11 protein-coding genes are annotated in these 13,476 nt (G+C 40.3%); 6 read left to right on the top strand and 5 right to left on the bottom strand.

Annotated features, from left to right (window positions below; all coding sequences use genetic code 11):
* Positions 1–50: 50 nt before the first annotated feature.
* The 3 genes from CLV99_RS14095 to CLV99_RS14085 are packed head-to-tail and all read right to left on the bottom strand — an operon-like array spanning position 51 to position 1,302.
* The gene (locus CLV99_RS14095; RefSeq protein ID WP_133585162.1) at positions 51–440 is read right to left on the bottom strand and encodes a hypothetical protein; all 390 of its coding nucleotides are present in this window, start codon (positions 438–440) and stop codon (positions 51–53) included.
* Positions 421–972 carry an RNA polymerase sigma factor gene (locus tag CLV99_RS14090; protein WP_133585161.1) on the bottom strand — a complete coding sequence of 184 codons (552 nt, stop codon included), beginning with the start codon at positions 970–972 and terminating at the stop codon, positions 421–423. The genes CLV99_RS14095 and CLV99_RS14090 overlap by 20 nt, the downstream gene beginning before the upstream one ends.
* Entirely contained in the window at positions 973–1,302 is a 330-nt protein-coding gene (locus CLV99_RS14085) for a DUF202 domain-containing protein (RefSeq protein WP_133585160.1), read from the bottom strand.
* Positions 1,303–1,707: 405 nt separating this feature from the next.
* Here CLV99_RS14085 and CLV99_RS14080 point away from each other — a divergent pair, with 405 nt between their 5' ends.
* Together CLV99_RS14080 and CLV99_RS14075 are read left to right on the top strand one after the other, a co-directional pair.
* The gene (locus CLV99_RS14080; RefSeq protein WP_133585159.1) at positions 1,708–2,976 is read left to right on the top strand and encodes a DUF2264 domain-containing protein; all 1,269 of its coding nucleotides are present in this window, start codon (positions 1,708–1,710) and stop codon (positions 2,974–2,976) included.
* Between the two features lie 23 nt (positions 2,977–2,999).
* The gene (locus CLV99_RS14075) at positions 3,000–4,259 is read left to right on the top strand and encodes a glycoside hydrolase family 88 protein (protein WP_211348547.1); all 1,260 of its coding nucleotides are present in this window, start codon (positions 3,000–3,002) and stop codon (positions 4,257–4,259) included.
* Positions 4,260–4,502: 243 nt separating this feature from the next.
* On the opposite strand, the gene CLV99_RS14070 is transcribed toward CLV99_RS14075, so the two are convergent.
* Together CLV99_RS14070 and CLV99_RS14065 are read right to left on the bottom strand one after the other, a co-directional pair.
* Positions 4,503–4,985 (bottom strand): hypothetical protein, encoded by a 483-nt coding sequence (locus CLV99_RS14070; protein WP_133585158.1) that lies wholly within the window; start codon positions 4,983–4,985, stop codon positions 4,503–4,505.
* A gap of 57 nt (positions 4,986–5,042) precedes the next feature.
* Positions 5,043–5,528 carry a hypothetical protein gene (locus tag CLV99_RS14065; RefSeq protein WP_133585157.1) on the bottom strand — a complete coding sequence of 162 codons (486 nt, stop codon included), beginning with the start codon at positions 5,526–5,528 and terminating at the stop codon, positions 5,043–5,045.
* A gap of 194 nt (positions 5,529–5,722) precedes the next feature.
* Between CLV99_RS14065 and CLV99_RS23240 the strand changes: the two genes are divergently transcribed.
* The 4 genes from CLV99_RS23240 (at position 5,723) to CLV99_RS14050 (ending at position 13,441) form a co-directional block, all read left to right on the top strand.
* Entirely contained in the window at positions 5,723–5,896 is a 174-nt protein-coding gene (locus tag CLV99_RS23240; protein ID WP_211348545.1) for a hypothetical protein, read from the top strand.
* A 563-nt stretch (positions 5,897–6,459) separates the two neighbouring features.
* Positions 6,460–7,635 (top strand): FecR family protein, encoded by a 1,176-nt coding sequence (locus CLV99_RS14060; protein ID WP_133585156.1) that lies wholly within the window; start codon positions 6,460–6,462, stop codon positions 7,633–7,635.
* A 244-nt stretch (positions 7,636–7,879) separates the two neighbouring features.
* Complete coding sequence (locus CLV99_RS14055) at positions 7,880–11,407, top strand: SusC/RagA family TonB-linked outer membrane protein (RefSeq protein WP_162850115.1); 3,528 nt, start codon at positions 7,880–7,882, stop codon at positions 11,405–11,407.
* A gap of 18 nt (positions 11,408–11,425) precedes the next feature.
* Entirely contained in the window at positions 11,426–13,441 is a 2,016-nt protein-coding gene (locus CLV99_RS14050; protein ID WP_133585154.1) for a RagB/SusD family nutrient uptake outer membrane protein, read from the top strand.
* Positions 13,442–13,476 lie beyond the last annotated feature (35 nt).

Raw genomic sequence — 13,476 nt, 5'->3', positions numbered from 1 at the left:
TTTACTGTTTAGATGATTGGCTGTTTATTGTAGTATTATGTCACACCGTTCTAGAGGGATGTTTGCGCTTGAGATATTTTGTGGGTTCCTGCCAGAAAGCGTTTGGCTTTTATCAATGCAAATATCCTGTTGCTGAATAGGACAATTAAAGCAACGTAGATAATTTGTGAAGATAATCGTATCTGTTGTTTGAAGCCATTATCGATGCTAGATGCTATTATAATATTGGTAAACCATTGGATAAGTATAAACCCAAATACCAGACAACCTAAGAAAAAAATGATAGAATACAGTTTCTTTTTATGGATGTCTACTTTCTTGGCTTCGATCATTTTTATATGCCCCATCACCCTATCTTCAAAATTGTCCAAAGGTATCTTGACTTTAGATAGGGGCATCAGTTCTTTTAATAGATCATCATTATGCTTCATTGTATTCATCTTTTAAAATTTTATTGAGTACTATAGATATTCTTTTGCGTGCACGGTGCAAAATTACCTTAGCATTCGAGGTTGTCCAGGAAGTAATCTCACATAGTTCTTCTAGGGATAACTCCTCAAGATAAAATAGCCTTAGAGCCAGGCTCTCATTCCTAGGGATTTCCATCAGAGCGAGATTGATCAATTGTTTTCGCTCTTCAGCCATCAGCTTATCAATAGGAATATCCTTGTCCTGTACATCATGTATTGGCAGATCTAGATCGATAAACTCTACAGATTTCTTATTCAGGGTTCTATAGGCCGTATTCACAATGATCCTATAGAACCAGGTGCTGAATTTTGATTTTCCTTGAAAACTATGTAGCGAATTGTAGCACTCTATAAAAGACTCATGAGCTATTTCTTCCGCAAGAAACTCATCTTTTGCCAGAGATAGCGCAATAGAGTATGCCATATCCTGGTAGGTCTTTACGAGATAGGCAAAGGAGTTGCTATCGCCAGCTAATATTTTCTGTATATATACACCATCCATCTACTGTTTGGCTTTATCCTCCACCATTTGAGCTATTATTATAGCTATTCCGACCACTAGCGAGATTAATCCAATAATAAAAAAGCTGTCTGTGTCTTTGTGTTCAAGCAGTCCATAGATGTAAGCCCCCCATACCATAAGCAGTGCCACGGAAAAGCCGATGACCACTATGCCGGTTTTTGTCCAGGACTGCTTTGTCCTCGGGGCTTTAGGGATTGGGCCTCCTAGCTTTGTTATTGCATCATATTTGAAACGACACACAAAGTAAATAGAAAGCGTTGCGCAGATAAAAAACGCGATAGGAATAAATACACCAATTAATTTAGTCATAGTTTTATGGTTTTATAGATTAGTGTAATGATATAAGAAAAAGGTTACAGTATTTTTGGCAATCCATGATTTTCCTGCAATATAAACAATATAGCATTGTGAACTCACCACAGATAATTCATAGCTACTCTAAGATGTGAAGTATTATATTGAACTTAGGCGAAGAGCTGCTCATTGCCTATTCCTAAATCTGAGACAGAGTTGAATAGAAATTTGAAACCAACTCCCTGGGGGATTAAAAATAAGTCTTACAAGACTCTTTTTTTGTAAAAAAGATGTTATCAATCTATCGCGCAACCGTTTGCTAGAGCGATTGATTCTTCTTCGTTTGTTTTTTTAGCTTAAAAAAAATATTTTTAATATTCTGTTTAACAGTTGCTTAATATCGCCTATAAACCTTTGCTAATGAAAAGAAGACTCTTATTAAAACTATTGGGCAGTGCCGGCATGGGAGCCTTGGTAACTTCTGCGTCTGCTGAAGTGGTTGCCGTTAGTGTGCCTACCGCAAGGATAAATCACAGTGGGAATGACCGTGCGTACTGGGTTTCTTTACTTAGTAAAATGGCAAGCCCTATTTTGGGAAATATAAGTAAGCAGGAATTTCGCAAGAATATGCCGATGGAGGTGAGCCCTACTTTTGATAAAAGAGATTCGGGTGTAGGTTATTTGGAGGCATTTGGCCGATTATTGGCAGGAATGGCTCCTTGGCTCGCATTGCCGGACGATAACTCCAAAGAAGGCGCTATACGTAAAACGTTTCGTGAGCAGGCGCTCTTGGGCATACAGTATGGTGTCGATCCCAATTCAGCAGACTATTTCACTTGGAGGGGACCTTCTTCACAAACTCTTGTGGATGCAGCCCATCTTGCTCTGGCGTTTTTAAGGGCACCAGATGCGTTGTGGAAACCTCTTTCTGATGTTACCAAGAAACGAGTGACCGAGGAATTTAAATTGTTAAGAAAGATCAAACCAAATGAAAGCAACTGGCTGTTGTTTGCCGCGATGACAGAAACATTTCTTTATAGTGTAGGTGAAGAATGTGCACGTGAGAAGATCGATTATGCGGTCAATAAATTTGACCAAGAGTGGTATGTGGGCGATGGTTGGTACAGTGACGGAGCACGGTTTAGCTTTGATCACTACAACGGTTATGTAATCCATTGTATGCAGGTCGAATCCTTGCAGCACAATATGTCGGCAGGTGGGAAATATAAAGAAATGTATGACCGTGCCTATAAAAGGATGCAGCGTTATGCTCACCATTTAGAAAGGATGATTTCTCCTGAAGGTTATCCGCTTGTTGTTGGCCGTTCTTCGACCTATAGAAATGCCGCATTCCAACCTTTGGCAGCAGTTATTTTAGATAATAAACTACCCGAAGATATCAGCAAAGGGCAATCAAGAGCTGCGTTGACAGCCGTTTTGAAGCATATCTATACCGACAAGACCATTGGAAAATCAGGGTGGTTGACCATGGGTGTGGTCGGAGATCAACAGACTAACCTCGCTGATTATTATACTAACGCCGGATCAATGTATGTGGCCTCATTATCGTTTTTGCCTCTAGGACTGCCAGCCGACGATGAGTTTTGGACGGTGAAGGCCGAAAGCTGGACTACACAAAAGATATGGAAAGGAGAGCCCTTTCCAAAAGATTACTACGTGAATTACTAATTATATAGATTACTCATAAAAATATGATGCTTAGACTTTTTCTTGCAACAATGCTTATCTCAGGATTTTCTGCTTGTTCTACCCAGAAGACACCACAAAAGATGCTATCGTTAAATAGGAACTTCGTTGAAACCGAACTTAAAGATGCTTCAAAACAAATAAAATACCTCGCAGCTTCTATTGAAGAATCAGATATCCCTACCACATTTTCTAATGGTAAATATGTAAACTGGGGTACAAGTTGGTGGTGTTCTGGTTTTTATCCGGGTACTGTCCTTTATTTGTATGAATATACCAAAGACCCAGAGTTGTTGAGTGAAGCCAAGCGAAAGCTGAAATATTTGGAAAAGGAAAAAGACAATACAACGACACACGATCTAGGCTTTATGTTGTACTGTAGTTTCGGAAATGCGCTTCGTATTACGGGAGATTCAGCAGCGTACAAAAATATCTTGATCAAAGGGGCTGAATCATTGTCTACCCGTTACAAAGATGTGACTAAGACGATCCGTTCGTGGGATGGAGGAAAGAACTGGGGTGGTCAACCGTGGACATACCCTGTTATTATAGATAATATGATGAATCTCGAGTTTTTGACGCAAGCGTCGAAAATAAGCGGAAATAAAAAATTCTACGACATAGCGGTGACTCACGCTAATACAACGATAAAAAATCATTTTAGAAAAGATTATAGCTCTTATCACGTAGTTGATTATAACGACAAGACGGGAAGTATCGTTGGGAAAAAGACTGCGCAGGGAGCTTTTGATGAATCAGCTTGGTCAAGAGGACAATCTTGGGCTTTGTATGGATACTTGACAATGTATCGTGATACGAATGATAAAAAATATTTAGAGTTGGCGCGTAATATAGCCCAGTTTTATATTAATCATCCTAATCTTCCTGCCGATTTGATACCATATTGGGATATGGATCAAGATAAACTGACACAAGATAATAAATATTATAAGCAGAGAGATTTGAGAGATGTATCTACGGCTTCCATAATGGCATCTGCATTCCTGGAGTTGTCATTATATGTAGACAAAAAAGAGAGTCAGTTTTACATCGCTAAAGCGGAAAAAATGTTGCATAGTCTCGCTTCGAAGCCTTACAAAGCTGATTATAAAGAAGCCGGAGGTTATATTTTGAAACACAGTGTGGGCTCCATTCCGCATAAGACCGAAGTGGATGTCCCGCTTACTTATGCAGATTACTACTATGTAGAGGCCTTGATTCGTTATATGCGTATGCTCGATGGAGAAGACGTCATCAAACAGTAAAATCAGCTTTCAAGTTGCATGAAAAGAGTAGCCTTGCTATATTGTTTTTGATCAGGTTATTAGCGAGTCTGTTGCCTGTTTTAGGTTCTGTATCTGTATTGCATCAAAGACGGTTTGTTTTGTATCATTATTAGTCCTTGCGTTTCCTGCCACCATAATTCTAGTGGTGGCAGGAAAGGTGGCTAGAAGAATTGCTAGTGGGCACCACAAATATTATGAGGCCAGAGAGGTAATAAGATATCTTCAGTTTAAGAGTTTAATATCCAAAACTTTTTTATCTGAGTTCAGAAATTTATCATTAGGACTGTTAATAATTAGCATTTTCTTCAAGTCTTTCCGCTCGATGATTTTAAAACCATCACCGTTGACAAGGTTATTAAACATTAACTTCTCTGAAGAAAATTCTATTTTATCTATAATTGAAGAATCTTTTATCCAGGTAATAGCCCAATTGCCATGATTTAAATCAAATGGTTGCTGTTTTGCACCATCCAGTATCGATATTTCCCTTTTCAATTGGGATGTGTTATTTTCATGACTTAGAATGATGATTTTGTCAAATGACAAATCACGATGATTTAAATCCAGTGTATCCCCCTCCGCAATAGTGTTAATATACTTATAGATTTGGTTAACAATATTCGACGAATTGCTTTCATATTTTTTTGGTGTACATGCAAGACAGAAACACGATAGTAAGGAGAATGCAATTAAGTAAGCTTTCATACAGATATGCGATTAGTATCCCATGATGTGGATAATCCAGAAAAAGCCAGAAAGGTCTTATTTAATAGCGTTTATTTTGTCAAGGACTTTATTCTCAAAATCTTTCATTTCTCTGAGATTGGCGAAAAATCCAAAATCTTTATTCATCAAGCGGAGGTCACCAGTTACAGTATCAACGAAACTGACTAGATAGATGTCCGTATTATTACCATCATCTCTGATTAGAGCATGAACAATTTCCTGCCTGTCTTTATAGTAAAAATCTACTTTTTTCCAATATTTTGTAGGGTCGTTCTTAAACGATAAACTATCGTTCTCAAAAAATAAATCAGGTTCTATTTCATGAAGTTTTATAAGTTTACGTTCAGTATCTTCTATAGATCCAGCAATTTGCCACACTTCAGCAAAAGGATAAGAACCTGCAAAGCCTCCTATTTGTCTTCTGAAAAATTCAAAACAGAAGAAAGCGATAATTAAAAACAAAATAAGACCAAAACCCTTTAAGAAAGCTTTTTTTAAGGGGCTTTTATTGGATGTTGACATATAGACGAATTAGAATTTTCGGAAAATAGGTATTGATCTTTAAACGGATGTTAACAAGGGGGTAACTTTTTTCTCTGGGAAAAATTCCAGTCGGAGATGTTGAGCTTGGGTAGCTGTCACGAATTCTTTTGGGATGCTGTGATGTGTTCTTGGTTTTGCACTATGAGAGTGCAAATTCAACTATATTTGGATAAATGAAGTCAAAAATGGAAGATTTGTTTGCGTATTCGAACCGTTTGAAAGCTGATGAACTGCGTCATTTTGAATTAATGGAGATTAGTTTTGCAGAAGCTAAAGGTTGTGGATTCTACCTACCGATCTTATGTAAAGGAGGGGAAACTGAACCCAATGCAGTTGGGGGAAATTGATTACTACTTTGTCCGCGACCTGGCCAAGGATCTCTTGGCAACCAAGTATAAAAAGAAGTCGTGAGTAGGAAGTAGTGACAGCGGTGTTTTGTGATGTGCTGGGGCATACCTGTATAAAACTATGGTTTCTTTGTACAGGTGTGCCATTATTTTGTACAGAGTTGCGAAAGTCTTGTGCAAAACATTTAAACTTTTGTACAAGACTTTCAAACTTTTGTACAAAACTATTGTAGTTCTGTACAGGTTTCTTTCACTTTTGTACAGAACTCTTAAAGTTTTGCACGGTTTTTTCAGAGTTGTGTACGGGACTTTTAAACTTTTGTGTAAGATTAGCGAAGTTTTGTACAACTATCTCGCACTTCTGTACAGGAGCCTCAAAGTTGTGTACGGGTTTCTCAAACTTGTGTACAGGAATGTGAAAGTTTTGTACAGGGTTCTCAAACTTTTGTACAAGGTTGTTCGGATTATGTGGACTTCGATCACGCTGGACAATCTTTTTATTTCACTTTTTTACTAAGATTCTTCTTTTTGATTCGTATTGCTGTTATTAAGGTGAAAGTAATATGTATGATACTTCAGAAATAGCTAGGTTAATCAAGAGGAAAATAGAAGGGACGATTACGACTAATGAATTGATCAAGCTCAACGAATTGGCTAGGAAAACCCCTTCTATAGATAGGTTGCTGCTGATGGTGGAGGATGACCGTACTTTACTGGAAGATACAGCTATGTATCTGAGTCTGTCGATAGAAGAAGAAAAGAACGATAGACAGAAGAGGATACTAGAAAATACATTATCCAAGATTCATCAACGGCCCAAGGTAAACATGTTTCGTAGATTACTGCCTTATGCTGCCATCTTCTGCGTGTTTTTATTGGGAGTTCTCCTGTATTACCGATTGGGAGTAATTGGCTCGGACACATCGGTACTCGAAGATCTTGATCCTGGTACTAATAGAGCTTCTATTACACTCTCAGATGGTCGTATAATCGAGCTGAGTGAAGACCAACATGGTGTGGTATTGGGCAATCAAATGCAGTATGAAGACGGCACACTGATCCATAATCTAGATAATGATGAGGTCGTCTCTGCAACCATAGCTACACCAAAAGGAGGACAATATCAGATAACATTATCCGACGGTACAAAGGTTTGGTTGAATGCTGATTCAAAATTGACATACCCTTCTAAATTTACAGGAGAGGATAGAATGGTGGAGCTTCAGGGGGAAGCTTATTTTGATGTTTCTACCCTTACCAAAAACGGAAAGAAAACCCCATTTACGGTCAAAGCAGCTCAACAGCAAGTAGTGGTACATGGTACTGAATTTAACCTTAAGGCGTATGCAGACGATCAAGGGGACATCCTGACTACGCTGATAGAAGGAGCTGTTTCACTGCACGTCGCAGGTAATATCCTTCCGTTGAAACCAGGAGAACAAGGAGTCAGTAGTGAGCAAGGATTGCGCAAAAGAAAAGTTGATGTCGAGCCTTATATCGCTTGGAAAGATAATCGGTTTGTCTTCGAAGAGGTAGAGTTGCGAGAGGCGCTAAAGATATTGAGTCGCTGGTACGATTTTGATTTCAGTATAGATAATGCTATAAAACCTATACATCTATATGCTAGTATCAATAGAGGGAAAAGTTTTAAAGAGGTATTGAAAATACTGGAGAGCAGTGGCATTCGATTCAAACTAGAACGCATAGGAGAAAGGAACAAATTATTAATTTTCAACTAAAAACCAACAAAAAACTATTATGGATTAAAAACGGACAGAAAAAGGGAGATGGAAAAAACAGCGGACAGTGCGCGAACACTGCCCGCAAATGTTTGATCTATCTGTCGCAATTATTATCTCTAAGCGAAGAGAGGAATTTTCATTTTAACAAATTATAATATGATCTAAACAGTACAAATGTATGATTTTTAAAACAAAACCTGAAGGACTGTATAGGCCTTCTGTTAACCGTGTGCTCTTAATTATGAAATTAATAGTTGTACTTATTTTGCTAAATATTACAGCACTATGGGCCAATGGATTCGCTCAGAATATTACCCTTAAAGCAAATGGGATGTCTCTGGTGCAAGCTATGAAAAGCATTCAACAACAGACCGGATATGAGTTTTTTATAAAAAGTAAAGCGCTAGCGCATATTAAAGTCAGTCCGGATATCCAAAAGTTGAAAGTCGAAAGGGCGATGGAGAAGCTGTTGCAGGGGCAGCCTGTAATCTGGTTGTTGGAAGGTAATACAATCGTAATAAAACCAGCTGCAACCGCTACGGCAGCGACAGGAAAATCTGTCGTTAATCTGACGAAAGATATGGTCAGAGAGTTACCCCTTGTTCAACAGCATCGGATAACAGGAAAAGTGACTGAGGCGATTGATGATTCACCGATATCGGGGGTGAGTGTCCTAGTAAAAGGAACCACGAACGGTACGAATACGGCTGCTGATGGTGTTTATGAATTGGCAGTCAACGAAGGAGATTCTCTGATTTTTTCGATGGTAGGCTACATCCAACAACGGGTAAAAGTGGGGGCTTCCAAGCTGATCAATATCAGGCTAGCTAAGGACAATAAAGAATTGGAAGAGACGGTTGTCGTAGCATTTGGGCGGCAGGCAAAAGAGAGTGTGGTGTCTTCTATTACTACAGTCAATGTTAGGGATTTGCGAACTCCTTCCAGCAATCTGACTACTGCACTGGCTGGGCGTATGGCAGGGCTTGTAGCATATCAATCTACTGGTGCTCCAGGGGAAGAGGATGCACAGTTTTTTGTGCGTAGTGTCACTTCGTTCGGGAGTGGACTGGCATCGCCTTTGATTCTGATCGATAACATCGAGATGACATCAAGGGATTTGTCGCGCTTGAACCCCGATGATATTTCCAGTTTTTCTATCTTGAAGGATGCTTCAGCTACAGCATTGTACGGTGCGCGTGGAGCGAACGGGGTGGTCTTGGTGACAACAAAGGAAGGTGAAAAGGGAAAAGTAAAGACCTCATTTCGATACGAGACGTCAGCTTCAACTCCGACGACTAAGGTCGATGTGGTGGATCCAGTTACTTTTATGGAATATTCGAATATAGCTAGTTTAACCCGACATGATATATTGACATATCCACAAGGGAAAATTGATATGACAAGGGATCCAAACCGTAATCCGTATGTCTATCCAGCGGTCAATTGGAAGGATTTGATGACGAAAAATCATTCCATTAATCAACGGGCCAATATCAACCTGACTGGGGGTGGTAATGCAGCGACTTATTATTTGGCAGGATCGTTTTCGCAGGACAGAGGGATATTGAAAGTGGACAATGTCAATCCATTCAATACGAATATTGATCTCAAAAAATATACGGTTCGTTCGAATGTGAATCTAAACTTAACGAAAACATTAGAAGCCAAAGTAAGGTTAAATGCCAACTTTGACGATTATAACGGACCTATAGGTGAGTCGGGAAGTGGAGGAGCGAATACCTATGGCCGCAGTTTACTGGCCAATCCAGTATTGTTTCCGGCGTACTATGCACCGGACAGGGCTACACAATATGTGGATCGCATTCTGTTCGGAAACTATTCAGATAGTGAGTATGGCGATGGAGCACCTAAATATATGAACCCCTATGCCGATGTGATGAGAGGGTATGAGGATGTGAGAAACAGTACTTTATTGACACAATTGGAACTGCATCAAGATCTGAGGTCGGTGACCGAGGGACTAAAAGCACGCTTTATCGGTAGCTTTACTCGATATTCGGGGTTTAACATAGCTCGGAGCTATGATCCTTTTTACTATCAGTATATTAAAGGAACTTATAACCCGAATAATCCAGAATTTCCCTACGATTTAGCTTCTTTAAATCCAGAGGGAGGTTCAGATCATATAGATTATACTGCCGGAGGAAAGACGGTACAGGCCCGTTATTATGCTGAAGGAGCGATGCTTTATAATCGAAAATTTGATGGTAAGCACGATGTAGGCGGACTATTAGTGGGATCTGTAAAAGAGAGTATGGATGGAAGTCCTGTCAATTTGGATAGCTCACTTCCGTCTCGAAATGTGGCTCTTGCGGGGCGCTTTACTTATGGGTTATCACAGAAGTATTTTGCCGAATTCAATTTCGGGATAAATGGGTCAGAGCGTTTCGATCCTCGTTACAGATGGGGATTCTTTCCTTCTTTCGGGCTAGGGTGGCAGGTATCGGACGAGAAGTTCTGGGAAGGGCTACAAAATGTCATTCCTAAGTTCAAGATAAGAGGTACGTATGGTCTGGTGGGGAATGACGTTATCGTAAAAGATTACGATCGTTTTTTCTTTACGTCTAATATCAATCTGAATGGCCCTGCAGCGGGGCGTTTTGGGAATAACCCATACGAGACTTTTACACGACCTACGATCCAAACCCTGCGCCATGCCAACCCTTATATCACATGGGAGGTGTCGTATAAAACAAATCTAGCAGTAGAACTAGGCCTCTTGAATAATGATCTTTCTTTGATTGCTGAAGTCTATCGTGAGAACCGTACCAATATTGTACAGGAAAGAAGTGATATACCATCGGTAATGGGCGTAGCGGGCACTATCCGTACTAATTATGGTGAAGCTGTTGGGAAGGGCTTCGATCTTACACTGAATTACAATAAGTCGTTCTATAATGGTATGTGGTATATATTGCGGGGTAATTTTACTTATGGATCATCTAAAATTACAGTATACGATGAATTGGATTATTCGGAAGTGGCACCTTGGCGCTCGGTGATCGGGCAGAAGGTCGGCCAGTCAAGAGGATATGTCGCCGAACGCTTATTTATCGATGATGATGAAGTGGCCAATTCTCCGATACAACAGGTCCATAGTTCGGGAGGGGACTATCAGGCAGGTGATATCAAATACCGTGACATCAATGGGGATGGGGTCATCAATTCCTTTGATATCGTCCCTATGGGCTATCCCGTCAATCCCGAAATCCAATATGGATTGGGAGCCTCTTTTGGTTATAAAAATTTCGATATATCGGCATTTGTTCAGGGAGAAGCACGCTATTCTTTCTTTCTCGATGCAAGGGCTATGGCACCGTTTGTAGAGGTGTTTTCTGGTGAGTTGAAAAATGGACAATGGACGGAGGATGGTTCGAAAACAGGGTTAAAAGGAAATAGAGCAATGCTAAGTTTTATTCCAGAAAGCCTATGGACTGAGACCAACCGCGACCTGTATGCTAAATGGCCGCGTCTGTCTCCAGATGGTAGTGGTATTGCAGCAGGTAACAATAATAATTTCGTAAAAAGCAACTATTGGATGCGTACCGCAAGTTATATCAGACTGAAATCGGTAGAGATGGGATATAAGATTCCAGACATACGAGGTGTCTCAACACGGGTGTATGCGAGCGGAACGAACCTCCTTACGCTGTCTGATTTTAAATTATGGGATCCAGAGATGCGTGGTAATGGTCTTGCCTATCCTTTACAGCGCGTATTTAATCTAGGGGTTCAGATCAATTTTTAAACTACAAAGACATACTACATGAAACGTATATATTATTTATTCACTTTTATCTTATTGTCTGCTGTCAGCAGCTGTAATAAGTATCTGGATATTTTACCAGACGACAAGCCTGTATTGGAAGATGCCTTTAAGGATAAGTACAACGCGGAGAAGTATCTATTTACTTGTTATAATAGCTTGCCAAATGTGGTAAACCCGACCAATACATTGGGTATTTCAGGGGGAGGAGATATTATCTATTCCGAAAAAAATACAGGTGGAGGTTTTTCCGCAGGGCCTCCTGCTACACAGATGGCCTTTTTGAAAGGAAATAACGTGGCCAATCCTTATGTTAATTTTTGGGATGGCGCCAATGGTGCTAGTAGAAATATCTGGCAGGGGATCCGCCACTGTAACGTGTTCCTGAATCATATCCGTGTCGAAGATGGAGGACCGCGTGATCTGGACGAGTCGACCCGGGACAAATGGATAGCGGAAGTGAAAGCTATAAAAGCTTATCTACATTTGTACCTTTTCCAATTGTATGGACCTATTCCTATTATGGATGAAGTGATTCCGATTTCAGCAAAGGGGGAAGAGTTAGAGATATATCGCGAGCCCGTGGATAAGGTGGTAGATTATATTGTACAGACATTAGATGAAGCAATTGAAAACCTGCCTACTATAGGTGAACTGGATATCGTGAGTGAATACGGTCGTTTTACGAAAACTATTGCATTAAGTGTTAAGGCTAAAACACTTGTGTTGGCTGCAAGCCCCTTATTCAATAACAATAATAATTACAATGGATTTAAAGATAAGAGGGGTATCGAGCTTTTCCCTGTAGGGGATTCAAAAGCAAGATGGGAGCGGGCATTGGCGGCTTGTGATGCAGCAGTACGTGCTGCAGAAGAGGATGGAGCAGTAATTATGGTGACCACAGATGGAGGGAATAACGCTATTCGTGGTATCAATAGTACAAATATTAATGATACGACCAAGGCAATGGTCAGCCTGAGGCAAGCAGTCACAGCTTCTTGGAATCCAGAGGTGATATGGGCAGTAAATGAGAGTACAACAGTATTACAGCGCTGGGCAACAATGTTGAGTAATGATGAGTATTTTAATTTAGCGGGATCAGCGGGTTCAGATATTGGGCAGCGCCAAAGCCCGACTTTGAATGTGGTCGAGATGTTCTACTCGTCCAAAGGGGTGCCCATTGAAGAAGATTCAGATTGGGAAACTAAAGGGTGGTATCAAAATCGCTATAATACACAACTCCCTGACGCTGAACATAGCAAATATTTCATAAAAGAAGGGCAAGAGACGGCTGTACTTCATTTCAATCGTTGTTTGCGCTTTTATGCATCAGTCGGTTTTGATGGTGGGATATGGGAAGGACGGGAGAAGCCTTTGAGCGAAGCTTCGTTCCCGAATATGATGCGCCATTTTGGTAGTGGATTCAAGCATTCGGAAGCCTATGGCGGTTATCCATTCTCAGGATACCTTGCAAAAAAGCTAAGTCATTTAAAGACAACCTATACAGAAACTCGTATTACGTTGATGCGAGAGGATTATTCATTTCCAGTTATTCGATTGGCAGATATGTACCTTCTGCTGGCAGAAAGCCTGAATGAAGTGGGCGGTCCTACACAAATGGACTCCCATGGACATAATGCATTTTATTATTTGGATGTAATTAGAGCCCGTGTGGGAATGGAGGGAGTCGTAGATAGTTGGAACAAATATGCGTCAGCACGGTTCAAATCAAAGCCTAGTACTGAAGGGGGACTTCGGCAGATTATACGTCGGGAGCGAATGAACGAGTTGGCTTTTGAAGGACATTTTTATTACGATGTCAGAAGATGGTTGATGGCGGAAGAGATGTTTAATCGTCCGATTTTAGGATGGAATAAGGATGGAGAGAATAAAGCTGATTTTTACAATGTCAGAGTACTGGCACAACCTCGGTTCTCCATGAAAGATTACCTGATGCCAATCCGTACCAATACCCTGTTACAAAGCAAGACGCTCGTGCAGAATCCGGGATGGTAAGCGTATAACTGATTTTAATTCATAGAAATGGAAAA

The sequence above is a fragment of the Sphingobacterium yanglingense genome (assembly GCF_004363245.1).
In the GTDB taxonomy this organism is placed as follows: domain Bacteria; phylum Bacteroidota; class Bacteroidia; order Sphingobacteriales; family Sphingobacteriaceae; genus Sphingobacterium; species Sphingobacterium yanglingense.
The sequence above is the reverse complement of the archived record's forward strand: the minus strand, read 5'-3'. Positions and strand labels throughout refer to the sequence as shown.